A 23,651-nucleotide genomic window follows, 5' to 3' on the forward strand; every position below is an offset into this window, starting at 1 on the left:
ACATGCGGTTTGTTGCTATATTTCTCTGGCTGTTCGCGTTTGCGTTGCAGCCTGCAACCGCGGCGACTTCGTCGCCGAACCTGGCCAGCCTTGAGCAGCAACTCAGGGCTGTGGTCGGGTCTGCCTCCAGCAATGTGGGTGTCGCCGCGCTAGACCTCACCACGGGTGAGACCGTCAGCATCAACGGCGACGTCCGCTTTCCGATGGCGAGCACGGTAAAAGTCGCGGTTGCGGCGGCCTATCTGAATCAGGTCGACCACGGCAATCGCTCGCTCGATGACAAGATTTCCGGCCAGACGGCCTCCAGCCTGATGCAGCGCATGCTCATTCACAGCGACAATCAGGCTACAGACATCCTCATTCGCGACCTCGGCGGGCCGCATGCCGTCCAGGATTGGCTGCGCTTCCAGGGTTTCAATACGATCCGCGTCGATCGCACCATTGCGCGCCTTCTCGCCGATCCTCGTGACCTTTGGGACATCCGCGATTCGAGTACGCCGATGGCGATGGTCGAGATGCTTCAGAAGCTCGATAAGGGGAACATTCTGAAGCCGCAGAGCCGGTCGTATTTGCTCGACCTTATGGGCCGCTGCGCCACCGGCAGGAACCGCATCCGCGGCATGCTGCCGTGGGGAACGCGGGTCGAGCACAAGACGGGTACTCTGAACGGCTACACCAGCGACATCGGGTTCATCACGCTGAACAACGGTCACCGGATCGCGGTCGCCATGTTTGCGCGGGGCGGCGCTGATCGCCCGCAGACCATCGCAACGGCCGCCCGCGCGATCTACGACGGCTTCACGCGGCTGTTCACTTGGCCGGCGCTTGCACCGAGCTTCGGCACGCTGGCTCCGTCGACGGGCGGTCAGTGAGAGGCTGATTGCTTCTCCACATCGTCGCTCGCGGGAAGATCGGGCGATCGCCTGAAGCGGAACTCGTCGTGCGCTACCTGAAGCGCATCAGTTGGCCGACGAAGCTCACGGAGCTGAGCGAGCGCGCCGCGCTTCCCCCTGCCCCGCCATCATCTGTTACGGTGCTTCTCGACGAGAAGGGCAAGGCGCTGTCCTCTATGGAACTGGCGAAGACGCTCGAGCAATGGCGCGATCGGGGAACGCGCGAAGCTCGCTTCGTCATCGGAGCGGCGGACGGCCATTCGGCGGAGGAACGCGCCGGCGCAGACCTCCTCATCTCCTTCGGCCCGGCGACCTGGCCGCACCTGCTGGTCCGCCCGATGCTCGCCGAGCAATTGTTCCGGGCGACATCAATCCTTGCGAACCACCCCTATCATCGGGAAGGTTGAGGCCATGCGCACCCTCGGCGTCGCTTTGGCTTCCTGCCTGCTGATTGCAGCGAGCGGTCCCGTGCAGACGGAGGGCGAGCCTCTCGACGTGACCGCCGCGCGCGCACAGGCGGAAGCGCAGGCCGCCGAGGCCGAAGCCGCGAAACTCCAGAAGGCCGCCGACGACGCCAAGGACGAAGCGCAAAAGCTGCGTGTCCGGCAAGCCGCCGCCGCCCAAGGCATCGAGGCCGCCGAAGCCCGCATCAGCGCTGCGGATGCCAACGCCCGCATCATCTCCGCGATGGTTGCGGCGCGGCGGGAACGGCTGACGCAGGAGCAAGCGCCGGCATCAGCACTGCTCGGCGCTTTGGCGGTCATGTCCGAGCGCCCACCTCTATTGGCGATTCTGGACCAAGGCTCGACGCAAGAATTCGTCCGCGTGCGGCTTTTGCTCGACGCGACCCTTCCGGCCATCCGCAACCGAACGGCCGCCCTTCGGGCCGAGCTGGAGCGAGGCAAGGCGCTCGAGCGTGACGCCGAGCTTGCCCGCCAGGACCTGGTGAAGAGCCGCGACACGCTGGCACAGCGAAAGCTCGAGTTCGCGGAGCTGGAGACCCAAGCCCTGCAACTGGCCGCGCAGCGCGGCGGCGAGGCCCTCGGCGCGGGCGACCTGGCGCTGGCTCGCGGCGAAGACGTGCAGCAGATCGCGTCCGAGGCGGAGCGCCGCCGCGCCGCAGCGGGGATCGCATCCGACCTTTCGCGCATGCCTGCGGCACCCGCGCGGCCAGGCGCATCGGGGGAGGAAGCGCAGACGCCGCTGGCCTACCAACTGCCGGCCAGCGCGTCGGTCGTCGAGGGCCTGGGCTCCATCGCTTCGAACGGGGTGCGTTCGCGGGGCCTCACGCTGAACACGGGTCGCGGCGCGCCAATCGTCGTCCCGGCCTCCGGCATCGTTCGCTTCTCTGGTCCTTTCCGGAGATACGACTCGGTGGTCATTATCGAGCATCAAGGCGGCTGGATGAGCCTGCTTCTCAACGTCGCGTCCGAGAAGAAGGCGGGTGACAAAGTGACCGCCGGCGAACCACTTGGGCGTGCGCTTGGTCGAATAGGGGTGGAATTGTCCCGAAACGGGCAACATGTGTCACCTGCTCTCATCGCAGGTTCATCTCAGAGCCTGTCAAAGGGCCGCAAAGAGGGTTAGGGAAGTTGCCTGAGACCCGGGATACGAATGCCATGAAGCTCGCGCACAAATTGCTTCCGCCGCTCGCCCTTGTCGGCGCGCTCGCTCTGGTGCCGGTGACGACGAGTTCGCTCGCCGCTGCCGATGTCGCCAATTACCAGGAGCTCGAGACGTTCATGAGCGTCTACGAGCGGGTGAAGGCGCAATATGTCGACCAGGTCGACGATCACACGCTGATGAAGGGTGCGATCGACGGCATGCTGGCTTCGCTCGACCCCCATTCCTCCTATGTGGAGGCCAGCGATTTCGACACGCTGAAGGCGACGACGGACGGCAATTACGGCGGCCTAGGCATCACCGTCTCCGTCGAGGATGGCGCTGTGAAGATCGTGTCTCCGATGGAAGACACGCCTGCATGGCGCGCCGGCCTCAAGTCGGGCGACTACATCACCCACATCAACGGTGAGCTGCTCTACGGCCTGTCACTCGACGAGGCCGTCGAAAAGATGAAGGGCTCGCCGGGCACGAATGTGAAGCTCACGATCGTCCGTCCGGGCCGCGACAAGCCGTTCGACGTCTCCATGAACCGTGAGCGGATTGAGCTCCGCCCGGTGAAGTGGGAGATCAAGGACGGCATCGGCTACATCAACATCAACTCGTTCGCCGGCAACACGGGCGACGCCACCAAGGCGGCGCTTCTGGCAATCGACAAGGCGACCGGCGGCAAGCCTCTCGGCTATGTCGTCGACCTTCGCTCGAACCCGGGCGGCCTGCTCGACCAGGCAATCGACGTCAGCGACGCCTTCCTTGAACGCGGCGAGATCGTCTCTCAGCGTGGACGCCAGAAGGACGACATCGAGCGCTACTATGCGACGCCCGGCGACATGGCGCACGGCCTTCCGGTCGTTGTCCTGATCGACGCGGGCAGCGCTTCGGCGGCCGAAATCGTCGCCGGTGCTCTGCAGGATCACCATCGCGCGCTGCTTATGGGCGAGCGCAGCTTCGGCAAGGGCTCGGTCCAGACGGTCCAGATCATGGGTCCGAAGGCGGCCCTCCGGCTGACCACGGCGCGCTACTACACGCCATCGGGACGCTCGGTTCAGGCCGGCGGCATCGATCCGGATATCACCGTGCCGCAGCTGACGGACGCCGACTACAAGGACCGCAAGGTCGTGCGCGAGGCAGACCTTCGCCGGCACCTGCTGGGCCAGGCCAATGTCGACGACAAGCTGCTCGAGGAGGACGACTTCTCGAAGGATCCGCGCTTCGCCTTTACTCCGGCCGAGCTGGAGAAGAAGGGCGTGAAGGACTTCCAGCTCGACTATGCGATCAAGACGCTGAAGCGGCTGTCGCCGCGCAGCACGACGGTCGCGTCCGCGGGCACGTCTTCACGGTCTTAAGGTGAACGAAGCGGCGCTTCCGCAGACAGGCGGGGTATTCGGATCGGGCAACGCACAACTTGCGCGGCTGATCTCCCTGCTGCTTCCGCTAGGACTGCTCGGAGGCGCGCTCGGCTCGCAGTACATCGGCGGGCTCCACCCCTGCGAGATGTGCTACTGGCAGCGCTGGCCGCACGGCGCGGCGATCCTGCTCGCCCTGCTCGCTTTCACCAATCCCGCGGAGTCCTCGCGCACACGCAACTTCACGCTGCTCGCCGCGATCGCCATCGCCGTCTCGGGCATCATCGGCGTCTATCATGCCGGGGTCGAGCTCAAGATCTTCGAGGGTATGACCACCTGCACGACGACGGGCGCGCGCTCACTCGAGGACATCCTGAAGGTTCCGCTGGTCCGCTGCGATCAGGTGCAATGGTCGTTCCTCGGCATCTCCATGGCGGGCTGGAACGCCCTCCTTTCGCTGTGCGGAGCCTCGCTGATCATGTTCCTGCTCGCGAAGGGCGGCCGCGCGTGAGCCCCTGGCGGCCAGGTCAGCGCAGGCCGGACACGGCCTCGATGCTACGCGTCGACCAGGCCGGCGAATATGGCGCGACCCGCATCTATGCCGGCCAGCTCGCGGTCCTGCGCCGCAATTCCTCCGCTGCAAAGCTCGTGTCGCGCATGGCTGAACAGGAGCAGCGCCACCTGAAGCGCTTCAACGCGCTGATGAGCGAGCGCGGCGTGCGCCCGACCGCGCTGCAGCCGGTCTGGCATGGCGCGGGCTTCATGCTTGGTGCGGTCACGGCTTTGATCTCCGAAGAAGCCGCGATGGCGTGCACCGAGGCGGTGGAGACGGAAATCGACCGCCACTACGGCGACCAGCTCCGCGAACTTGGGGAAGACGACCCCGTTCTCGCCAAGGACATCGAGGAATTCCGGGCCGAAGAGCTCGAGCATCGGGACGTCGCCCGTGAGGCCGGCGCAGCGCGCGCTCCGGCTTACCCCGTATTGACTGCGGCTATCCGTGGCGCTTGCAGGATAGCCATCGGACTGTCGAAACGTGTCTGAGGAACTACAGGTGGGGCTCGCCCGCTTTAAGCTGTTGAAAGGACATAAGATGAAGCTCGCAGCCCCTCTGGCAGCCCTTGCCGTTGTTTCTGGCTTTGCGGTGCCTTCGCCGGTGCTGGCGCAGGATGAGCAAAGTTCCTCAGGGACGACGCAAACGACCGGGCAGCGCATCGCCGAGATCGTCGTCTTCGGCAACGATCCCTGTCCGCGCTCCACCGACGACGAGGTCGTGGTCTGCTCGCGCGTTCCGGAATCCTACCGCTATCGGATGCCTGAATCCTACCGGCCGAGCGGCACCTATCAGCAGGGCCAGGCGTGGGCGAACAAGGCACGGAGCATCGAGCGCATGGGGCGCACGGGCATCCAGAGCTGCTCGCCGGTCGGCCCTGCCGGCTACACGGGCTGCCTCAACCAGATGATCAACGAGGCCAAGGAAGAGTCACGCGAAGCGGCGCAGGGAAGCCGGCCGCCGCAGTAACGCTCTCTGCTGCCGGCTGATCCACGTACCCCGCATCATTGTGCCCCGCGCATCGGCGCTCTAGCCACTGCGTTATACCGCAAGGGAGAGTGCCGATGACCGTAGCCGAAGTCACGCCGGATCTGGAGCATATCGAACGCTCCGACCGCGCGTTCCTCGGTCATCCGAAGGGTCTCGGCTATCTCGGCTTCACGGAGGCGTGCGAGCGCTTCTCCTATTACTCCATGCAGACCCTGCTCGTGCTCTACATGGTCAAGTATCTGCTCGTGCCGGGCAAGATCGAGACCGTGGTCGGGCTCGATTGGCTGCGCAGCTGGCACTATCCGGGTCTCGAAGGGCAGCCGCTCTCCTCGGCAATCTTCGGCGACTATGCCTCCCTCGTATATCTGACGCCGATCCTCGGCGGGATCATCGCCGACAGGTTCACCGGCCGGAAGGTCGCAATGATCGCCGGAGGGCTGGTGATGGCCCTCGGTCATTTCCTGATGGCCTTCGAAGGGGCGTTCCTGTTCGCTCTGCTCTCGCTGATCATCGGCGTCGGGCTGTTCAAGGGAAACATCGCGACGCAGGTCGGTGACCTCTATTCGGAGAGCGACGTACGCCGCGCGATGGCGTTCCAGATCTTCTACATTTTCATCAACGTCAGCGTGATCATCGCACCACTGATTGCGGGCACGCTCGGTCAAGAGGTCGGCTGGCATTACGGCTTCGGCTGCGCCGGCGTGGTTATGGTGATCGGCCTCGCCATCTACTTGTCTGGCCAGAAATACCTGCCGGAGGAAATCGAGGCCGGCCGTGCCGAACCCGGCAAATTGGTCAGCCGCGTGATTGCAGGCGCGCTCGGTATCGTTGCGCTGGTCATGCCCTGGCTGCTGGTTTCCGGCTACCTGTTCTCGTCCTGGATCGTCGGTTCGATCTCGGCGATCGTGCTGGTTAGCGCTCTTTACTTCGCCCTTACTCGCAATCTGGGCCAAGAGGACAAGCTGCGCACGCTAGCGCTCGTCGCACTGATCCCAATCATCGCGGTATCGCTCCTGACGAACCAGGAGATCTTCAATGCCTACCTCGTCTGGGGCGACCAGCACTTCAACTTGCGCTTCATGAGCTTCACCATCCCCAGCAGCTGGCTCATCTCGATCGATGCCGGCGTCAGTTTCACCATGCTGGTCGCCGTCGCCGGCTTTTGGAAATGGTGGGGACTCAAACATCGCGAGCCCGATGAGATCAGCAAGATGATCATCGGCAGCGTCTTCATCGTCGCGGGCGGACTTTGCCTTTTCATGGCCGCGCTCACCCAGCCGGCCGGCGGAAAGATTAGCCTCTTCTGGCCGATGATCTTCGAGCTGATGAACAGCACGGGCTTTGCGCATCTGATGCCGGTCAGCCTTGCCCTGTTCTCGAAGATGGCGCCCAGGCAGATCGGCGCAACCGTGATCGGCCTCTACTATCTGGCGTTCTTCGCGGCGAACAAGATCGTGGGCTATGTCGGCGGCCTGTACTCGGAGGTCCCGACGACGACGTTCTGGCTTCTGCACGTCGCCAGCGCAGTGGTGGGACTCGTCGCCTTCATCGTCTTCAAGCTGGTGATCGGACGGCGGTTCGCGGGCCAAGCGCCCATTCCAGCCGCAGCGTGAAGCCGAGCGAGGCGCTTCCCGACGACCTGGCCGGCGAGAGCCGCTTCCAGCTCCTCACCCGGCTAGGCTTCGCTGCCCGGGGCTTGCTCTACATCCTGATCGCCGCGCTGGTGATTCTTGCCGGCCGCACCGAGGATCTCACGGGCGCGCTGGAATATGTGGGGCATGGCATCGGCAAGCTGCTTATCACCGTGCTCGGCGCAGGGATGGCGGTCTACGGCCTCTGGCACCTCACCGACGCCCTGTTCGGCATCGAAAGCGGCCGTCATCACTGGAAGGCATGGCGCAAGCGGATCATCTCCGCGGGCAGCGGCGCGATCTATCTCTACCTTGCCTACAAGACCGTGTGGATCGTCTTCGCCGGTCGCTTTGGCGGCAACGAAACGCAGTCCCGCACGGCCGATGCCCTGCAACTGCAAGGCGGCGAATTGTTCGTCCTGATCGCCGCGGCGATCCTGTTCGGCACTGCGATCGGCCAGTTCTTCAAGGTCGCGCGCTGCAACTTCCTCGACCCACTCGACTGCACCGAACATCAGAAGCGCTGGATCAAGTGGCTCGGCCGTGCGGGCTATTCCGCGCGCGGCGTCATCTTTCTGGTGGTTGCGTGGCTGCTGGCGCAATCGGCCCTTCACCATAACGCCGCCGAGGCCGGCGGCCTGGAGCAGGCGCTCGATTTCTTTTCCCGCGATACGCGCGGCTGGGTCGCAGCCGGCCTCGCGCTGTTCGGCGTCCTGAGCCTCGTCGAGGCTCGCTATCGCCGCATCCACCGTCCGCCTCCGGTCGAAGAGGTCGCCGACATGGTTGCGGAAAAGCTCGAGCGCTAGGGAACCACTGGCAGCATCACCGAGCTTGCCGTCGAACCCCCGTAGAAGACGCTCTGCGTCGCTTTCCGATAGTCGTCCGCCTTGGCATAAAAGATGTTCGGCACGAAGGTCTGCGGATTGCGGTCGTAAAGCGGGAAGAGGCTCGACTGGACCTGCACCATGATGCGGTGCCCCGGCAGGAACACGTGGTCGACGTTCGGAAGATTGAACCGATATTCCTCGACCTTGCCGGGCGTCAGCGCCTCGGGCGCCGACAGGCTGTGGACGTAGCGTCCACGGAAGATCTCGATCCCGATCGGAAGCTCGAAGCCGGACATGTCCTGCTTGGACCCCTGTGACGCCCCTTCCGGCGCTTCATTGGGATAGACGTCGATCAGCTTCACGACCCAGTCGCTGTCGGTGCCGCTGGTCGATGCGAACAGCCGTGCCTCTGGGGGGCCCATGATGTGCACCGACTTAGTCAGAGGCGCCGTCGTGTAGGACAGAACGTCGGTGCGGTCGGATACAAATCGCTGGTCGCGCACGAGCCACGGCTTCCACTGCTCGTCGTCGCCCATCTCGATCGGACGCGGGATGAAGGGGACCGGCTTTGCCGGATCAGAGACGTAGTCGTCATGTCCCGCCAAGGCGGGCTGCGCGAAGCTCGCGCCATTGCTTGCGTCGAGGAACAGGGGCGTCGGCGTGCCCATCGGCCAACGTGGGCTCTCGTTCCAGCGGTTCACGCCGGTCGAGTAGGTCAGCACCGGCGGGGTGTGGGGATCGGCCCCAGCCTTCAGATAATGATCGAAGAAAGGCTTCACGTAGCGCGTCCGCCATTCGGCGGCGGTGTCGCCGGTGAAGGTCAGGTCGCCGAGATCGTAGCCGTAATGGTTGGCGCCCGAATGCCGCCACGGACCGATGGCGAGATGCAGCAGGCCCGAACCTTCATACTTCGCCGCAAGCGCCTTGTATACCGCCGGACCGCCGTAGCTGTCCTCCTGGTCCCACTGCCCGACCTCGATGAGCGTCGGCACCGTCAGTTCACGAGCGGCGAGGATCTTGTCGACGGCCTGGAGCGACCAGAAATCCGTGTAGGCGGGGTTCTGGAACAGCTTCTGCACGAACGGGTAGTTCTCGATGCCGAGCTTGCGCGCGTAATCGCCCATCGAGCCCGCCTCGAGATAGCGGGTGTAATCGTCGCCCGGACCGACCGCGAAACCATTCCCTTCGGCCTTCTTGGTGCTCATCGCCACGGCATAGTCGAGGCTGTTGGTGCGGAAGGCGCCGTTGTGGAACCAGTCGTCGCCGCGCCAGCCGTCGACCATCGGGCTTTCGGGCACCGCCGCCTTCAGCGCCGGATGCGGGTTCACTTCCGCCGCGAGCGTGGTGAAGCCGAGGTAGGACGAACCGATGATCCCGACATTGCCGTTGCTTTCGGCGACATGCTTCACCAGCCAGTCGATCGTGTCGTAGGCGTCGGTGGATTCATCGATCTTGGTATTGTTGAGCGGCCCGACGAATGGCCGGTTCATCACCCACTTTCCCTCCGAATTGTGGATGCCGCGGATGTCCTGGTAGACGCGGATGTAGCCGTCGTTGACGAACTCCTTGTCCATGATCGGAAGCACGTCGACGAGCGACTGGCTGGCCGTGCGAGTGACGCTGCCCTTCGCGTCATAAGGCGTGCGCGACAGGAGGATCGGCGCGTTCGCCGTCCCCTTCTTCATCATGATCACGGTGTAGAGCTTGGTGCCGTCGCGCATGGGGATCATGATGACCCGCTTCACGAAATCCGCTTCCGGCCGGACCTGCTCGTAGTTCGCGACCACGTCCGGAGTCATCGGCGTCACGGGCTGCGGCGGCGCAGCGGCGACGAGGGTGGACAGCGCCAGAAGCGACGCGGCGGAGCGGAAGGCTGTGCGGATCATCACCGGACCGTAGGGGCGCTCCGGCTGAGCAGCAAGCGTACCGCTAAACGTCTGTATGGACACGAGAAGTTCTGGAACATATTAAGAACACATGGCCCAGCTGGACCTTCAGTCGAAGCTCGCGATTCTCGCCGACGCGGCGAAGTATGACGCGTCCTGCGCATCCTCGGGCACATCGAAGCGCGACAGCCGCGGCGGCAAGGGGCTCGGCTCCACGGAGGGCATGGGCATCTGCCATGCCTACGCCCCCGACGGCCGCTGTATCTCGCTCCTGAAGATCCTACTGACCAACAGCTGCATCTTCGACTGCGCCTACTGCATCAACCGCAAGAGCTCGAACGTGCGCCGCGCGCGCTTCACGGCTGAGGAGGTCGTCCGCCTCACCCTCGAATTCTACAAGCGCAACTACATTGAGGGCCTGTTCCTCTCGTCCGGGATCATCCGCTCGTCGAATTACACGATGGAGCAAATCGTCGAGGTCGCACGCAGCCTGCGCGAGGACCACGACTTTCGCGGATACATTCACCTGAAGACGATCCCCGACGCCGATCCCGAGCTGGTACGACAGGCCGGTCTCTACGCGGACCGAGTATCGATCAACGTGGAGCTGCCGACGGAGGATGGGCTGCGGCGCCTCGCACCGGAAAAGGACGGCGGGCAGATCGAGAGCGCTATGAGCGACACGCGGGCCGCGATCGATGAGGGCGAGGAAGCGAAGAAGAAATACAAGTCGGCGCCCGGTTACGCGCCAGCCGGCCAGTCGACGCAGATGATCGTCGGAGCGGACGCGGCAAGCGATGGCGACATCATCACGCGCGCGAGCGGACTGTACGACCGCTTCCGGCTTCGCCGCGTCTATTACTCGGCGTTCTCCCCCATCCCGGATGCGAGCGCCGTTCTTCCGCTCAAGCGGCCGCCGCTGCTGCGTGAGCACCGGCTGTACCAGTCCGACTGGCTGATGCGCTTCTACGGCTTCAAGCCGGCCGAGGTCGTCAACGCGGCGGGCGATGACGGCATGCTCCCGCTCGACATCGACCCGAAGCTTGCATGGGCCCTCAAGTTTCGGGAATCGTTTCCGGTCGACGTGAACCGCGCGCCGAAGGAGCAGCTGCTGCGCGTCCCGGGACTGGGCACGAAGGCCGTCGACCGCATCCTGGCATCTCGGCGCTGGCGCAAGCTTCGGCTGGACGATGTCGCGCGCCTCACAGTGTCGATCTCGAAGGTGCGGCCGTTCATCGCCACGATCGACTGGCGTCCGACTTTGCTTACGGACCGCGCGGATCTTCGCACCCTCCTTGCCCCTAGAGAGCAGCAGCTGGAGTTGTTCGCGGCATAGTCATGCTCCGCGAAGGCCCGATGATCGACGCGCACCGCGTCACGCTTGCCGCCCAGGACGATTTCGAGGGCTGGCGCGATGCCGCGCGCGATCTTGCCGAAGCCGGGGTGCCGCCATCCGCCATCATCTGGCGCGTCGACGGTGGTCCCGACGACCTGTTCGCGACCGACGCCACGCAACCGAAGGGCGCGAGCTTTGCCGTCCCGCGCGCCTTCATCGATCTTGCGAAAAGCGTTGTCTGCCACTCGGATCCGGAACGGTTCGCGCTGCTCTACGCCATGCTGTGGAAGCTGCGGACCAACCGCAATGCATTCGAGGACCGGGCGGACCCGCTTGTCGACCGTTTGGAACGACTGGCTAAGGAAGTCCGCCGTGACGTGCACAAGATGCACGCCTTCGTCCGCTTCCGCGAGATCAACGACCGCTTCGTCGCCTTCTTCGAACCGGACCATCACATCGTCCGGCACACTGCGGGCTTTTTCGTCCGCCGCTTCACCAACATGCGCTGGTCGATCCTGACGCCGGAGCTCTCAATCTACTGGGACGGCGAGGCACTGACCGAGGGCCCCGGCGCAGCGCGGGCGGAGGCGCCTGGCGGCGATCCGCTCGAAGCCATGTGGAAGACCTACTACGCGTCCATCTTCAATCCGGCGCGGCTGAAGGTCGGGGCGATGCTCAAGGAGATGCCGAAGAAGTACTGGCGCAACATGCCGGAGACTTCGCTCGTTCAGCCCCTGATTGCGAACGCCCGCACGCGGGAGTTGGAGATGATCGACCGAGCCGCCGCCAAGACGGGTTTGAAGCATGCGCTGGAGGCCGAGCGAAGCATCGAGCCGGGTGGAAACCTGCGCGCGTCGTGGGAGGCGCTGTTCAAGGAAGCGCGCGGCTGCACGCGATGCGACCTCTACAAGCACGCGACGCAAACGGTGTTCGGTGAAGGCCCACTCGACGCGTCGATCATGTTCGTCGGCGAGCAGCCGGGCGACCAAGAGGACCTCGCTGGCCGTCCGTTCGTCGGGCCCGCGGGGCAAGTGTTCGATGAAGCGCTGGAGAAGGCCGGCATCCCGCGCTCACAGGTCTACGTCACGAATGCCGTGAAGCACTTCAAGTTCGAGCAGAAGGGCAAGAAGCGCGTCCACAGCAAGCCGAACGCGGGCGAGATCGAGGCCTGCCGCTGGTGGATCGACCAGGAACGGTCGCTCATCCGCCCGCCCGTGACGGTAGCGCTAGGCGCGACTGCGGCGCGTTCCGTGCTCGACAAGGTCGTGACCATCAGCAAGGTGCGCGGATCGCCGATCCCGCTGGCCGAAGGCGGCGAATGCTGGGTGACCGTCCACCCAAGCTTTCTTCTGCGCATTCCCGAACCCGAGCGCCGCGTGGAAGAACGCCAGAAGTTCGTCGACGACCTCAAACGCATCCGCGACCGCGCGGAGAAACTGACGGCCTAGCAGTCCGCCCAGCGGCGGAGCAGGTTGTGATAGGTGCCCGTCAGCGAGACGATCGCGGGGTCCTTGTCGCCGAGGTTTGTAGCGAGGGTGCGGATGGCGGCGTCCATTTCAAGGAGCAGCGTGCGCTGGCCGTCGTCGCGGACCATCGATTGAATCCAGAAGAAGGATGCCACTCGCGATCCGCGCGTCACGGGCTCAACCCGGTGCAACGAGGCCGACGGGTAGAGGACGAGGTCACCCGCGGAGAGCTTCACAGCATGCTCGCCGTACGTGTCCTCGATCACGAGCTCCCCTCCATCGTAGCTGTCCGGATCGGAGAGGAAGAGCGTCGCCGACAGATCCGTTCGAATGCGGTCCGAGCGATCTGGCAAGTAGCGGATCGCGTTGTCGACATGATTGTCGAAACCATGCCCGGAGTCCGCATCGTAGCGGTTGAAGAAGGGCGGGAAGACACGCTTCGGGAGCGCCGCCGACATGAACAGACCGTTGTTCGCCAGCGCGGCGAGGATGATCTCGCCGGCCGCCTGGGCGTCCGGACATTCGGCCTTCAACTGCAGGTTGCGCTTGGCAAGTTCCGACTGCTTGCCGGCGGTTGCTCGCCCGTCCTCCCACGCGCCGCTGAGCACGAGCCGCCGGACTTCGGCGAGCTCATTGCCTGAAAGCGCAGCGGGGACCGCGACGAGCATCGCCCGTCCTTACAGGCCGAACGCCAGGGTGGCGACTGCGCTGCGACCCGCACCCGGCACGAAGTGGCCGCCGCCGAGAGAGTCGGCGTAGCGCTTGTCGAAAAGGTTAAAGGCGTTGAGGCGGAGCGTGACCTTCTTGCTGATGTCGTAGCCGAAGGTGGCGTCAGCGACCCAATAATCGTCGACCTTTCGCGTGTTCGTCGTGTTCGTGTAGCGTGCCCCGACGTAGCGAACGCCGCCGCCGATCTCGATGCCCTGCGGGAAGGTGTAGAGGGTCCAGAGCGAGCCGCTGTTCTTCGGCACGTTACCGAGGCGATTGCCGATATCGGTGATCGTGTTGGAATCGATCACCTCGCTGTCGAGATAGGTGTAGCTCGCGACCAGCTGCCAGCGTTCGGTGATGCGCCCCGTCGCGCCGAACTCGAAACCGTCCACGCGCTGCTCGCCCTCGAGGACCATGGCAGGCTCGCCGGGAAGGCCGGGCGTGCGGGCGTTGGTCTTCTCCGTGCGGAACAGAGCGGTCGTCACAAGTAGCTTGCCGCCGAAGCCGTCCCACTTCGAACCGACCTCGAAGGTGCGGCTGTGCTCGGGCTTCAGCGCGCCCTGAGCCTCTGTCGGAGTCGTCTGCGTCAGGTTCTCGATCGACGGGTTCACCGACGTTCCGGCGCCGGCGTAGAGGCTAAGCGTCCGGATCGGCTTGTATGTGATGCCCGCGCGCCAGGTCAGGTACGAATCGCTGCGGTCGATCGGGCCGACCGTTGCCGAGAGTTGCGACGGCGCAGGATCGAACTCGCTCTTGTTGTGCTCCCAGCGCAATCCGCCCGTGATGAGGATCTGGTCGGTGAGATAGGCGGTATCGAAGACGTATGCCGCGACCGTGTCCGCCTTTGCGTGGACGACCTCGCCCGGAAGATGGACAACCGTCCCATCCCAGGGGCGCTCTGGATCCGGATCGAAGATGTTCGTTGGGGTACCATCGGTAATCAGGCGAAGCTGGTTGCGGCTCTTCTCGCTCGAAATCTCGAAACCCGCGATCGCGTCATGGCGGACGCTGCCGGTCTGGAACTTCGCGAAAAGGTTCGACTGATTGAGCAGAACCTTATCGACCGTGTCGCGCGACTGCGTTTGCGGGTTCACTAGCAGCCCGGTGTTAGTCGTCGGTGGGTCGCTAGGAATGACTGCAAATCGCGGCGAGGAATAGATCGAGTCTCGCGTCGCGTAGCCGTATCGGGTCGTGTTCGCGATGCGGATGTCCGACGTGATGTCGTGCTCCAGCGCGAACGTCGCGATGTTGGTGACCGTGTCCTCGTAATCTCGCTCCGTCAGCCCGTAGTAATTGTCGTAATCCACCGGCGCGGGCTTGTTGTGATATTCCGGAAGCGCCGTGTTAGTGTCGGGAACGAACGGGATTCCGTAATCCGGCTGATTGTCCCCCTCTAGGCGGAAATAGGACAGGATGGCTCGCGTCGACGTGCCGAGGCCGGCGGCAATGGACGGCGCGATGCCCCAGCGCTTGGTTTCGACATGGTCGCGCCCGGGCGTGTCGGCCTCATGATAGAGCAGATTGACCCGAAGCGCCGTGCCGCCGCCCAGGCCGAGCCGATCCCCGCCCACGTTCACGTCGGCAGTTCCCCGCACGTAGCCGGGCAAGCCCACGCCGACCGTGCCGCTTACGAAGGTCCCCAGCTTCGGCTGCTTCGAGAACATGTTGATGTAGCCGCCGGTCGACCCGCGTCCGGTCTGGGCCGACGCGGGACCCTTCACTACCTCGACCTGTTCCACGTTGAACGTGTCGCGCGTGTAGCTGGCAAAGTCGCGAATGCCGTCGACGAAGATGTCGTTGCGTGCACCGAAGCCGCGTAGCGTCAGATTGTCGCCCGCCGGTCCGCCGCCGCCCTCGCCGGCAGCCATGCTGATGCCGGAGACGTTGCGAAGCACGTCGTTGAGCGTCGTTGCCGCCTGCTGTTCGATGATCTCGCGGGGGACGATGCTGATCGATTGCGGCGCATCGCGCACGTCGGGCAGGCGGCTGTTCAGCGTGTTGATGCGATACTTCGCCCCGGTGACGATGATGGGGTCGGCGCCCTCGCTGTTTTCGGCAGCGTCCGAGGTCGTCGCCGCAGTGGCCGTTCCGGATGCCGCGACGTCGTTCGCGTAGGCTTCCGTGCTGAACAGCAGCGTGGAGCCCACCAGCACCGATGCCGCCTTCCTGTACGAACGGATACCGGCGCTACTGCTGAATCGCGACACGTGAAAAGCCCCTTTGCCTCGATTGAAGAGTTAGGGGCGGACTATCGTTATTGATAGTCATTCGCAATAGCAGGCGTGGAATAGCTTGATTAGAGCGCTTAAACCGTTGAGTTCAGGCGATTTGCCGCCGCTCTTACGCGTCTTTCGCGATCCGGCGCGAAGCGGTTGGACCGATCATGAACGGCGGCAATGAGCCTCTCGCCAGCCTTTTCGGGCGATCCTGATTCGAATGGCGGGTGCGGATCGTATTCCAGCCCGAGCTGCACGCCGCGGGCATATTCCTCGCCCCGGATCTCGGCCATCAGCGCGAAAGCGAAGTCGATGCCTGCAGTGACTCCGCCGCCCGTGACCCGGTTGCGATCGAAGACGACGCGCTCGGCGACGGGTTCCGCTCCGAAGAGGCTGAGATAGTCGCGCCAGGCCCAGTGCGATGTTGCGCGATACCCTGCGAGCAGGCCCGCGGCGCCGAGAATGAGCGAGCCGGTGCAGACGCTCGTCACCCACCGCGCATTGTCCGCGACGCCTCGAAGCCAGTCCAGCACCTCTTCGTCTTCCATGACGTCCATGCAGCCGAACCCGCCCGGCACGCAGAGGATGTCTGCCGCGGCCACTTCTTCCAGTGTCGCGGTCGGGAGGAGCGCGAACCCGCTGTCGGTCGGGACGGGCTCGCGCGCTTTCCACACGAGGTCGACCTTCGCATCGCCGAGCCGCGACAGGACCTGCGCCGGACCGGTGAGGTCGAGCTGCGTGACGTTGGGATAGACGAGAAAGACGACGCGAAGGGGGCCCATCGCCTTATTCTGCAGCGAGAAGCGTCGTCGCTCCACCCAGATCGACGGAGACCAGGCGGCTGATGCCCTTTTCGATCATCGTTACGCCGTAGAGGCGGTGCATGCGGCTCATCGTCACCGCGTTGTGCGTGACGATGAGGTAGCGCGTGTCGGTTTCGCTCGTCATGCGGTCGAGCAGGTCGCAGAAGCGCTCAACGTTCGCATCGTCAAGCGGCGCGTCGACCTCGTCGAGCACGCAGATCGGCGCGGGGTTCGTTAGGAACAATGCGAAGATGAGCGCGACCGCGGTCAGGGCCTGCTCGCCGCCGGACAGCAAAGTCAGCGTCGAAAGGCGCTTGCCCGGCGGCTGCGCCAGGATCTCCAGCCCGGCCTCGAGGGGATCGTCGCTCTCGACCAGTTCAAGGTGAGCCTGGCCGCCGTTGAACAGTGTCGTGAACAGGTCCCGGAAGTGCGCGTCGACCTTCTGAAAGGCATCGATGAGCCTAACCCGGCCTTCGCGGTTGAGATTGCCGATCGAGCCGCGCAGGCGATGGATGGCCTGCGTCAACTCCTCCGCTTCCTCGGCGCCCTTGACCCGGGCATCTTCAAGCTCGGCCAGCTCCTGCTCGGCGACGAGGTTCACCGGCCCGATGCGCTCGCGCTCGGCGGTGAGGCGTTCGAGGAGCGCGGACTGAGCCTCGGCATCGACCTGTTCGCCGGCATCGAAGCCAAGCCGTTCCGGCAGCCGCTGCGGCACGCACTCGAAACGCTCCAAGCATACGCGCGCATATTCGGCGCGGCGGGCCTCTTGGCCCTCGGCGCGAGCGGCGGCGGCAGCGCGGCGCTCGCGGGCGGAGGAAAGGGTTTCATTGGAAGCCGCCAGATCCGACGCGGCCTTCAACACGCCAGCCTCAGCGGCGCGCTCCGCTTCTGCAGCCGCAGAGGTCGCGCGCTCCAGCTCGCGCGAGCGGCCTTCCTGTTCGCTGATGGCGGCATCGAGCCGCTGCGGCTCATCCGTTAGCTCCGCTCGCTCGGCGGCCTGTTGCCCCTGGCGCTCGACGGCCAGCGCGAGCCTACGCTTCGCGTCCGCGTGGCGCTTGCGCCATTCGTCCTGTTCGCGCCCGGCAGCGCCATGACGTTCGCGCGCAGCAGCGGTTTCACGAGCTCGCGTCGCCGCTTCTGCACGCTTGTCGGCAACGGCGGTTCCAGCAGCAGAGGCAAGGGCCCTAGCCGCTTCGACATCTGCTTCGAGCGCGGCCGGATCGGGCAAGCCAGCGAGGACAGTCTCGGCCGCCTGAAGTGACTCGGCGGCGGCCTCGGCGACGGGCTTGAGGTCGTCGAGCCGCTGCGAAATCGCTTCGCGCTGCGCGTTGAGACGGTCGATCGCGACGGCAGCAGCGTCAGCGGCGCGCTCTGCATCGCGAGACTCGCGTTCGGCGGCGGAGCCCGCCTTGCGCTGCTCGTCGCCTTCGGAGCGCCAGCGCTCGACGTCGCGCGCAGCCTCGTCGCGCGCGGAGGCGGCCGCTGCAACGGCGCCTTCAAGCTCCGGCAACTGCCGGTTCAATTCGGCGAGACGGTTAGCGCGGATCAGGCGTTCCGCCGCCGCCGCACCCGAGCCGGTCGAGACGAAGCCGTCCCAGCGCCGAAGCTTGCCGTCGCGCGTCACCAGCCTCTGGCCGACCGCGAGCGGCTGGCCGCTGTCCTCATCGGCGACGCCGATCTGCTTCAGGCGCCTCAGCAATTGGGAAGGGGCGCGAACGTGATCGATGAGGGGCGTCAGGCCGGGCGCCAGCGGCGGATCGCCTGCCTGCGTCACGCTGCCCATCCACCGGCGGACGCCGCCGCCGCCGATCGACGCATCCGCGTCTTCACCGAGCGCAGCGGCAAGAGCGCGTTCGTATCCGGCTTCCGCAGTCAGGCTCTCGATCGCCGAGCCGCCGCCGTGTAGCAGGGCCCGCTCCAGCGCCTGCGCCTCGGCCTTCACCGCCGACAGGGCCGCACGCGCGGCTGCCACGGCGCTCTCCGCCCCGTCCCGGCGTTCGGCAGCTTCGGCGCGCTGGGCCTCCGCGGCCTCCAGCTTGGTTTCGGCGGCCGCTTGCGCGGCCTTTGCGGCCTCAGCGCGCTTCAACGCTTCCTGGCGGGCGGTCTCCTGCTCAGACCCCGAGCCAAGCGCTTCAATCTGGCCCGCAAGCTTCTGGCGCTCCTGCTCGGTCCGGTCGACCTGCGCCCTGGCCGCATCCAGAGCCGCCTCCGCGACCCGGCGCTCGGCCCGCATCGCAGCCTGCCGCGCGAGCAGGTCGGCCAATGCCGCTTCCGCTTCGCGCGATGCCGTTTCCAGTTCCGCCAGCTCGCGGCCGATGCGAGCCGCCTGGGTCTCGTCATCGGCAAGGCGTGCATCGATCGCTGCCCGCTCGGCATCGAGCTCTGCGATCCGCGTCTCGGCATCGCCCCGAAGCGCTTCCTCGCGCTCCATGTCAGCCGCCAGCGCAGCGTCGAGCCTGTCGAGTTCCGCCAGCCGTCGAACCACCGTGTCGCGGCGTGCGCGCGTCGTAGCCAGCTCGTGCGCGAGCTCGGTCGCCCGTTCGCGCGCCTGCGACAGCTCGTTGCGGCGCTGCGTCAGGAGAGCCGCCGCCTGGTCCTGCGCCTGCTGGACCTCGACCAAGGTCCGCTGAAGCGTCGCGACCTCGCCCTCTGCGGCCTTGGCTTCGGCCGTCGCTGCAGTCGCTGCCTGATCAGCCTCGACCCAGCGGGCGTGGACAAGCCGAGCCTCGGCTGCCCGAATCTTGTCGGAAAGCTGGCGATAGCGCTCGGCCGCGCGCGCCTGACGCCTTAGCGCCGCCGCCCGCTGCTCCTGATCCGAGAGAAGCTCGGCAAGGCGCGTAAGGTTGGTTTCGGTCGCCCGCAGCTTCTGTTCGGCGTCCTTGCGCCGCGCGTGCAGGCCTGAAATGCCGGCGGCCTCTTCCAGGAGGAGCCGCCGCTCGGTCGGCTTGGCGGCGATGATCGACCCGACCTTGCCCTGGCTGACTAGCGCCGGCGAATGGGCGCCCGTCGCGGCGTCCGCGAACAGCAGCGACACGTCCTTGGCGCGGACATCGCGGCCGTCGAGCCGGTAGGCCGAACCGGCACCGCGCTCGATACGCCGCGTAACTTCGGATTCGCCCGAAAGTCCTCCGTCGTCCGTGCGATTACGCTCGATGAGGATCGAGACTTCGGCGAAGTCGCGCGGCGGGCGGGTCGCGGTGCCGGCGAAGATCACGTCGTCCATCCCGCCGCCGCGAAGCGACTTGGGACTGCCTTCGCCCATCACCCAGCGGATGGCTTCCAACAGATTGGACTTGCCGCAGCCGTTAGGTCCGACGACGCCCGTGAGGCCGGGTTCGATGCGCAGCTCCGACGGCTCGACGAAGCTCTTGAAGCCGCTGAGCTTGAGCCGTCGGATGCGCATTTATTCTGCCCCCACCCTCAGCTTGCCTTAGCCGCCGAGTGCGTCACGCAGCTGCGGTTCGAGCTTGTCCCAGGTGGCGGTCTGCTCGAGCATCTTGCCGTTGATCACGAAAGTCGGCGTTCCCGCGAATTCGGGGAATTGCGTTGTCGCATCGCCGTTCATCTGCACCAGCTGGTTGATCTCCGCCTGATTGGTCAGGCACTGCGCGCTCTTCGACGAGGGGACGCCATGCTGCGCGCCCCACTGCTGAAGCCCCGCCCATTCGGCGATCTTCGTGAACTGCTGTTCCGGACCCATTGTCTGGAGGCTCTGCGTCTGCTCCGCCGGAATGGCCTGCAGCTTCGCGATCCAGTTCTTCTGATCCGCGTAGAGCTCGTGCGTCAGCGGGAAGAAGCGCTCCGGCCCCGCACAGCGCGCGATCAAAGCAGCCGTCAGGTCGTACGGATCGCGGACGAAGTTGCGGAACTCGTAGCTGACGCGGCCGGTCTTCACGTACTTGTTGATGAGCGCCTCGCCGCCCTTCTCGTCGAACTCGGCGCAGTGCGGGCAGGTCATGGAGCCGAACTCGATCAGCTTCACGTCGGCCTCGGGATTGCCCATTACGTAGCCGCCGGCTTCAGTGCGCGAGACCATCTTGGTCCAGTCGCCGCCCTTCGGCGGAGCGACGGCCTTGATCGGCGCCGCAGCGGTCGTGTTGGCTTCATCGCCTTTCTTGGCATCGCAGGCGCCGCTGGACAGCACCGCGACGGCGGCAAGCAGGACATAGGCTGGCTTCATCGGTTCATTCACTCCGGAAAGGTAATGGAATCGGGTTTTCCACAGGCGAATCCACGGTGGGAGCCCCGGTGCTAGCAGCGATCCTGCCCGCAAGCGATTCGAGGCAGGCGCGAAGCTCCGGATCGGCGATCTGCCGAAGTCCCTCACCGAGTTCCTTCGGAACGGGCCGAAGCTGGGGACGCGCCGGCTCGGGCTCGCGGGGAAGAGGCTTGCCCTGCCTGAACACCACCCGGTTCACGGCCTCATATCCAAAGAAGCGGTTCACGCGCTCGATGATCAGAGGGCTGAGATGCTGAAGCAGAGGTGAATGCGCGCCTTCGACGAGCAGGGTCAGGACGCCGCCGGACTTCTTGCCCGTCGGAAAACGGATGGATTCCGGGGACGAAACCTTGGCGTACCGCTCGCCAACGAGTTCCGGCCAGCGGCTGACGATCGCGCTCTGGACGAAACCGAAGCGGCGGAAGGCAACGCCGCCAATTTCGCCGACGAGCTCTCCGGCGGCACGCGGACGGCCGCTCCTCGGCGCGTCCTCATTCTTCTTCGTATTCGGTGACTTGGGCTTCGCCATTTGACGGAGGTCATGCCATAGGGGGCGCGTGCCCGCCAACCGGTTGCTCCAACATTATGTGGATAACGCCCGCCGCCTTCCATGGCGCGCGATGCCCGGTGAGGAAACGTCAGATCCCTATCGCGTTTGGCTGAGCGAGGTGATGCTTCAGCAGACCACCGTCGCAGCCGTGACACCGCGATTCGAGCGGTTCCTGGCGCGCTGGCCGACGGTCGAAGCGCTGGCCGCAGCGGCCGACGAGGATGTGCTCTCCGAGTGGGCCGGGCTCGGATATTATGCCCGTGCCCGCAACCTCATCGCTTGCGCGCGAGAGGTCGCCGGCCGCGGAGGATTTCCGGACACCGAGGAAGAGCTTCGCAAGCTTCCGGGCATCGGCGGCTACACTGCCGCTGCGATTGCCGCGATCGCCTTCGGCAGGCGCGCGGTGGTGATCGACACCAATGTGGAGCGGGTTGTCGCGCGGCTGCATGGGATCGACGTGCCCATCGCGGAGGCCAAGGATCGAATCCGGGAGCTGGCGGACGCGCTGACTCCGCAGGTCGGCGCCGGCGACTTCGCCCAAGCGATGATGGACCTCGGCGCGACCATTTGCCGACCGCGGGCGCCAGAGTGCACTAAGTGCCCTCTTTCACCGGACTGCAAAGCTTTCGCATCGGGCGAGCCAGAGCGGTTCCCCGCGCCGAAGCGCAAGCTGGTGCGGCCGACGAAGCACGGCATCGCTCAATGGATCGAGCGCGACGGCTGCATCTGGCTCATCCGGAGGCCCGCCAAGGGCATGCTCGGCGGAATGGCTGCGTTGCCGGGCCCGGAATGGACCGCCGACACAGCAAACGAAGGTCCGGCGCTTGCTCGCGTGACCCACGTGTTCACCCATTTCCGCCTGGAGTTAGACATCGTCGCTGCATCAGAGCCTGAGCGCGAAGGCTGGTGGCAGGCACTTTCACAGATCAGCGACGCCGGGCTTCCGACCCTCTACCGCCGCGCCATCGACGCAGTTCTGGAATCGAGGACCAAGCTTGCGGCCTGAGCCATTTTTCTCCGGCACCGGGATCGATCGCGCGGACCAGGTCCGGGTCGATCCTGCGCGTGTTTCCGAACTGACCGGCAGCCGTGACGCCCGTCAGCTGGTCTGGCGCGAAGGCCTTCCGGCAGTCGGCCCGGACGGCCGCCTCGAGTGGCAGGGACTCACCTCGCCCGACCTCTTTCTCGGTCTTCAGGACGGGCTCGCGCGTTTCTCGGCGATCGAGCAGCCGCATGGCAACGCCCGCGCTGCTTTCGACACAATCGGCACTCTCGCGCCCGACGAAGCGCCCTTGTTCGCTGCCGCGCTCAGCCTCGCCTGGTGGCACTCGCGACATCGCTTCTGCGCGAACAGCGGTCACCCGACCGAGCTGGAGCGCGGCGGCTGGTCGCGGAGCTGCCCCGTCTGCGGAGCCCAGCATTTCCCGCGCGTCGATCCGGTCGTCATCATGCTTGCCGAGCATGACGGCCGCCTGCTGCTCGGCCGCCAGCCGCAATATCCGGCCGGCCGCTACTCGGCGCTCGCGGGCTTTCTGGAACCGGGCGAGTCGATCGAAGCGGCCGTCGCTCGCGAGTTGCACGAGGAGGCAGGCATCGAAGTCGCGGACGTGACCTATGTCGCCAGCCAGCCGTGGCCGTTCCCGTCATCGCTCATGATCGGATGTCATGCGCGCGCGCTCGACGCTGATCTGACCATCGATCGGACCGAGCTCGACGATGCCCGTTGGTTCACTCGCGAAGAGATCGCGGCAGCCCTCGCCGGGGAGGCCGATGCGGCCTTCCTGCCACCCCCGCGCTTCGCAATTGCGCGTACTCTGCTGGACCATTGGCTGACGGCTTGATGAACGGCTTGGGCACCCCTAAAGGATCGGCGCAAATTCTATCCTAGCAGCCTCGGCAGTCGCCGATCGGAGACCCATGGACGACCGTTTCAATACCATCGCAGGTTGGGTGCTGTTCGCCGGAATCGTTGCCCTTGGGGCTTCGATCGTCACGGGCGAGACTTTCCACGGCGAGCGCCCGGAGCACATGGGCTATCCGATCGAGGGCGTGGTCGAGGAAGGCGCCGGAACCGCGGAGGCCGAGAAGCCGATCGCTTTCTACCTTGCGAGCGCCGATCCGGCCGCGGGCGAGCAGGTCTTCAAGAAGTGCACCGCCTGCCACAACGCCGACAAGGGCGGCGCCAACGCGCTCGGCCCGAACCTGTGGGGCGTTCTCGGTGAGCCGATCGGCAAGGGCGCCAATGGCTTCCCGTTCTCGCCCGCGTTGTCGGGCGTCGGCGGAGCCTGGGACTTCGAGAGCTTGAACCACTGGCTGACGAGCCCGAAGAAGTTCGCTCCGGGCACGAAGATGACCTTTGCGGGGCTCAGCAATCCGCAGGACCGCGCCAACGTGATCGCTTTCCTGAACGCGCACAGCGATCACCAGCAGCCGCTTCCGGCCGCTCCAGCGGAAGACGCCAAGCCCGCCGAAGCCGCTGGCAAGCCGGGCACCGGCACCAACGACGGTCCGCAGAAGGCGTCCGAGAAGGAGCCGCTGCCGCCCAAGCTGAATGAGAAGACCAGCGGCGGTAACCCCGAGGCGACGGCGCCGGCGCACTAAGCG

At 65.5% G+C, this 23,651-nt stretch carries 21 protein-coding genes; 14 read left to right on the forward strand and 7 right to left on the reverse strand.

Annotated features, from left to right (window positions below):
- Positions 1-2: 2 nt before the first annotated feature.
- From LZ016_RS09740 to LZ016_RS09780, 9 genes are all read left to right on the forward strand, one after another.
- Positions 3-872, forward strand: a complete 870-nt coding sequence (locus tag LZ016_RS09740) for a serine hydrolase (RefSeq protein WP_241447181.1) — start codon at positions 3-5, stop codon at positions 870-872.
- A gap of 8 nt (positions 873-880) precedes the next feature.
- Positions 881-1,300: a 23S rRNA (pseudouridine(1915)-N(3))-methyltransferase RlmH gene (locus LZ016_RS09745; RefSeq protein WP_241447182.1), complete on the forward strand. Its 420-nt coding sequence runs from the start codon at positions 881-883 to the stop codon at positions 1,298-1,300.
- A gap of 4 nt (positions 1,301-1,304) precedes the next feature.
- Positions 1,305-2,480, forward strand: coding sequence for a murein hydrolase activator EnvC family protein (locus tag LZ016_RS09750; protein WP_241447183.1), 1,176 nt, complete (start codon positions 1,305-1,307; stop codon positions 2,478-2,480).
- Positions 2,481-2,512: 32 nt separating this feature from the next.
- Entirely contained in the window at positions 2,513-3,859 is a 1,347-nt protein-coding gene (locus LZ016_RS09755) for a S41 family peptidase (protein ID WP_241447506.1), read from the forward strand.
- A 1-nt stretch (position 3,860) separates the two neighbouring features.
- The gene (locus LZ016_RS09760) at positions 3,861-4,370 is read left to right on the forward strand and encodes a disulfide bond formation protein B (protein WP_241447184.1); all 510 of its coding nucleotides are present in this window, start codon (positions 3,861-3,863) and stop codon (positions 4,368-4,370) included.
- A 41-nt stretch (positions 4,371-4,411) separates the two neighbouring features.
- Complete coding sequence (locus LZ016_RS09765) at positions 4,412-4,903, forward strand: demethoxyubiquinone hydroxylase family protein (RefSeq protein WP_241447507.1); 492 nt, start codon at positions 4,412-4,414, stop codon at positions 4,901-4,903.
- A 49-nt stretch (positions 4,904-4,952) separates the two neighbouring features.
- Positions 4,953-5,381 carry a hypothetical protein gene (locus tag LZ016_RS09770; RefSeq protein WP_241447185.1) on the forward strand — a complete coding sequence of 143 codons (429 nt, stop codon included), beginning with the start codon at positions 4,953-4,955 and terminating at the stop codon, positions 5,379-5,381.
- Between the two features lie 95 nt (positions 5,382-5,476).
- Entirely contained in the window at positions 5,477-7,015 is a 1,539-nt protein-coding gene (locus tag LZ016_RS09775) for a peptide MFS transporter (RefSeq protein ID WP_241447186.1), read from the forward strand.
- Positions 7,012-7,839, forward strand: coding sequence for a DUF1206 domain-containing protein (locus LZ016_RS09780; protein ID WP_241447187.1), 828 nt, complete (start codon positions 7,012-7,014; stop codon positions 7,837-7,839). Before LZ016_RS09775 ends, LZ016_RS09780 begins: the two co-directional genes overlap by 4 nt.
- Here the strand turns inward: LZ016_RS09780 and LZ016_RS09785 are convergent.
- Positions 7,836-9,746, reverse strand: coding sequence for a CocE/NonD family hydrolase (locus LZ016_RS09785; protein WP_241447508.1), 1,911 nt, complete (start codon positions 9,744-9,746; stop codon positions 7,836-7,838). The two genes, LZ016_RS09780 and LZ016_RS09785, sit on opposite strands and share 4 nt — an antisense overlap.
- Before the next feature lie 91 nt (positions 9,747-9,837).
- Here LZ016_RS09785 and LZ016_RS09790 point away from each other — a divergent pair, with 91 nt between their 5' ends.
- Positions 9,838-11,082: a putative DNA modification/repair radical SAM protein gene (locus LZ016_RS09790; RefSeq protein ID WP_241447188.1), complete on the forward strand. Its 1,245-nt coding sequence runs from the start codon at positions 9,838-9,840 to the stop codon at positions 11,080-11,082.
- Between the two features lie 2 nt (positions 11,083-11,084).
- Positions 11,085-12,530 carry a UdgX family uracil-DNA binding protein gene (locus LZ016_RS09795; RefSeq protein WP_241447189.1) on the forward strand — a complete coding sequence of 482 codons (1,446 nt, stop codon included), beginning with the start codon at positions 11,085-11,087 and terminating at the stop codon, positions 12,528-12,530.
- On the opposite strand, the gene LZ016_RS09800 is transcribed toward LZ016_RS09795, so the two are convergent.
- From LZ016_RS09800 to LZ016_RS09825, 6 genes are all read right to left on the reverse strand, one after another.
- On the reverse strand, positions 12,527-13,216 hold the full coding sequence (locus LZ016_RS09800; RefSeq protein WP_241447190.1) for a Fe2+-dependent dioxygenase: 690 nt from the start codon (positions 13,214-13,216) through the stop codon (positions 12,527-12,529). The genes LZ016_RS09795 and LZ016_RS09800 overlap by 4 nt on opposite strands.
- 9 nt (positions 13,217-13,225) lie before the next feature.
- Complete coding sequence (locus LZ016_RS09805) at positions 13,226-15,466, reverse strand: TonB-dependent receptor (protein ID WP_241447191.1); 2,241 nt, start codon at positions 15,464-15,466, stop codon at positions 13,226-13,228.
- Between the two features lie 98 nt (positions 15,467-15,564).
- Positions 15,565-16,257 (reverse strand): DJ-1/PfpI family protein, encoded by a 693-nt coding sequence (locus tag LZ016_RS09810; protein ID WP_241447192.1) that lies wholly within the window; start codon positions 16,255-16,257, stop codon positions 15,565-15,567.
- A gap of 4 nt (positions 16,258-16,261) precedes the next feature.
- Positions 16,262-19,681, reverse strand: coding sequence for a chromosome segregation SMC family protein (locus LZ016_RS09815; RefSeq protein ID WP_241447193.1), 3,420 nt, complete (start codon positions 19,679-19,681; stop codon positions 16,262-16,264).
- Between the two features lie 27 nt (positions 19,682-19,708).
- Entirely contained in the window at positions 19,709-20,458 is a 750-nt protein-coding gene (locus tag LZ016_RS09820) for a thioredoxin domain-containing protein (RefSeq protein ID WP_241447194.1), read from the reverse strand.
- A 4-nt stretch (positions 20,459-20,462) separates the two neighbouring features.
- A complete protein-coding gene (locus LZ016_RS09825) occupies positions 20,463-21,026 on the reverse strand; it encodes a DUF721 domain-containing protein (protein WP_241447195.1) in 564 nt (187 codons plus the stop codon).
- 91 nt (positions 21,027-21,117) lie between these two features.
- Between LZ016_RS09825 and LZ016_RS09830 the strand changes: the two genes are divergently transcribed.
- The 3 genes from LZ016_RS09830 (at position 21,118) to LZ016_RS09840 (ending at position 23,648) form a co-directional block, all read left to right on the forward strand.
- Positions 21,118-22,053 carry an A/G-specific adenine glycosylase gene (locus tag LZ016_RS09830; protein ID WP_241447196.1) on the forward strand — a complete coding sequence of 312 codons (936 nt, stop codon included), beginning with the start codon at positions 21,118-21,120 and terminating at the stop codon, positions 22,051-22,053.
- A complete protein-coding gene (gene nudC, locus LZ016_RS09835; protein WP_241447197.1) occupies positions 22,043-22,888 on the forward strand; it encodes an NAD(+) diphosphatase in 846 nt (281 codons plus the stop codon). Before LZ016_RS09830 ends, nudC begins: the two co-directional genes overlap by 11 nt.
- Positions 22,889-22,964: 76 nt before the next feature.
- Positions 22,965-23,648, forward strand: coding sequence for a c-type cytochrome (locus LZ016_RS09840; RefSeq protein WP_241447198.1), 684 nt, complete (start codon positions 22,965-22,967; stop codon positions 23,646-23,648).
- The last annotated feature ends 3 nt before the right edge of the window (positions 23,649-23,651 follow it).

Source organism: Sphingomonas telluris (assembly GCF_022568775.1).
Taxonomy (GTDB): Bacteria; Pseudomonadota; Alphaproteobacteria; order Sphingomonadales; family Sphingomonadaceae; genus Sphingomicrobium; species Sphingomicrobium telluris.

What these genes read in the sequence shown, in the direction of transcription:
- LZ016_RS09765 (WP_241447507.1), top strand. Translation starts at nt 4,412, where the DNA reads ATGCTACGCGTCGACCAGGCCGGCGAATATGGCGCGACCCGCATCTAT.
- LZ016_RS09830 (WP_241447196.1), top strand. Translation starts at nt 21,118, where the DNA reads ATGCCCGGTGAGGAAACGTCAGATCCCTATCGCGTTTGGCTGAGCGAG.
- LZ016_RS09770 (WP_241447185.1), top strand. Translation starts at nt 4,953, where the DNA reads ATGAAGCTCGCAGCCCCTCTGGCAGCCCTTGCCGTTGTTTCTGGCTTT.
- LZ016_RS09740 (WP_241447181.1), top strand. Translation starts at nt 3, where the DNA reads ATGCGGTTTGTTGCTATATTTCTCTGGCTGTTCGCGTTTGCGTTGCAG.
- LZ016_RS09820 (WP_241447194.1), bottom strand. Translation starts at nt 20,458, where the DNA reads ATGAAGCCAGCCTATGTCCTGCTTGCCGCCGTCGCGGTGCTGTCCAGC.
- LZ016_RS09810 (WP_241447192.1), bottom strand. Translation starts at nt 16,257, where the DNA reads ATGGGCCCCCTTCGCGTCGTCTTTCTCGTCTATCCCAACGTCACGCAG.
- LZ016_RS09790 (WP_241447188.1), top strand. Translation starts at nt 9,838, where the DNA reads ATGGCCCAGCTGGACCTTCAGTCGAAGCTCGCGATTCTCGCCGACGCG.
- LZ016_RS09750 (WP_241447183.1), top strand. Translation starts at nt 1,305, where the DNA reads ATGCGCACCCTCGGCGTCGCTTTGGCTTCCTGCCTGCTGATTGCAGCG.
- LZ016_RS09755 (WP_241447506.1), top strand. Translation starts at nt 2,513, where the DNA reads ATGAAGCTCGCGCACAAATTGCTTCCGCCGCTCGCCCTTGTCGGCGCG.
- LZ016_RS09840 (WP_241447198.1), top strand. Translation starts at nt 22,965, where the DNA reads ATGGACGACCGTTTCAATACCATCGCAGGTTGGGTGCTGTTCGCCGGA.
- LZ016_RS09785 (WP_241447508.1), bottom strand. Translation starts at nt 9,746, where the DNA reads ATGATCCGCACAGCCTTCCGCTCCGCCGCGTCGCTTCTGGCGCTGTCC.
- LZ016_RS09825 (WP_241447195.1), bottom strand. Translation starts at nt 21,026, where the DNA reads ATGGCGAAGCCCAAGTCACCGAATACGAAGAAGAATGAGGACGCGCCG.
- LZ016_RS09800 (WP_241447190.1), bottom strand. Translation starts at nt 13,216, where the DNA reads ATGCTCGTCGCGGTCCCCGCTGCGCTTTCAGGCAATGAGCTCGCCGAA.
- LZ016_RS09815 (WP_241447193.1), bottom strand. Translation starts at nt 19,681, where the DNA reads ATGCGCATCCGACGGCTCAAGCTCAGCGGCTTCAAGAGCTTCGTCGAG.
- LZ016_RS09795 (WP_241447189.1), top strand. Translation starts at nt 11,085, where the DNA reads ATGCTCCGCGAAGGCCCGATGATCGACGCGCACCGCGTCACGCTTGCC.
- LZ016_RS09775 (WP_241447186.1), top strand. Translation starts at nt 5,477, where the DNA reads ATGACCGTAGCCGAAGTCACGCCGGATCTGGAGCATATCGAACGCTCC.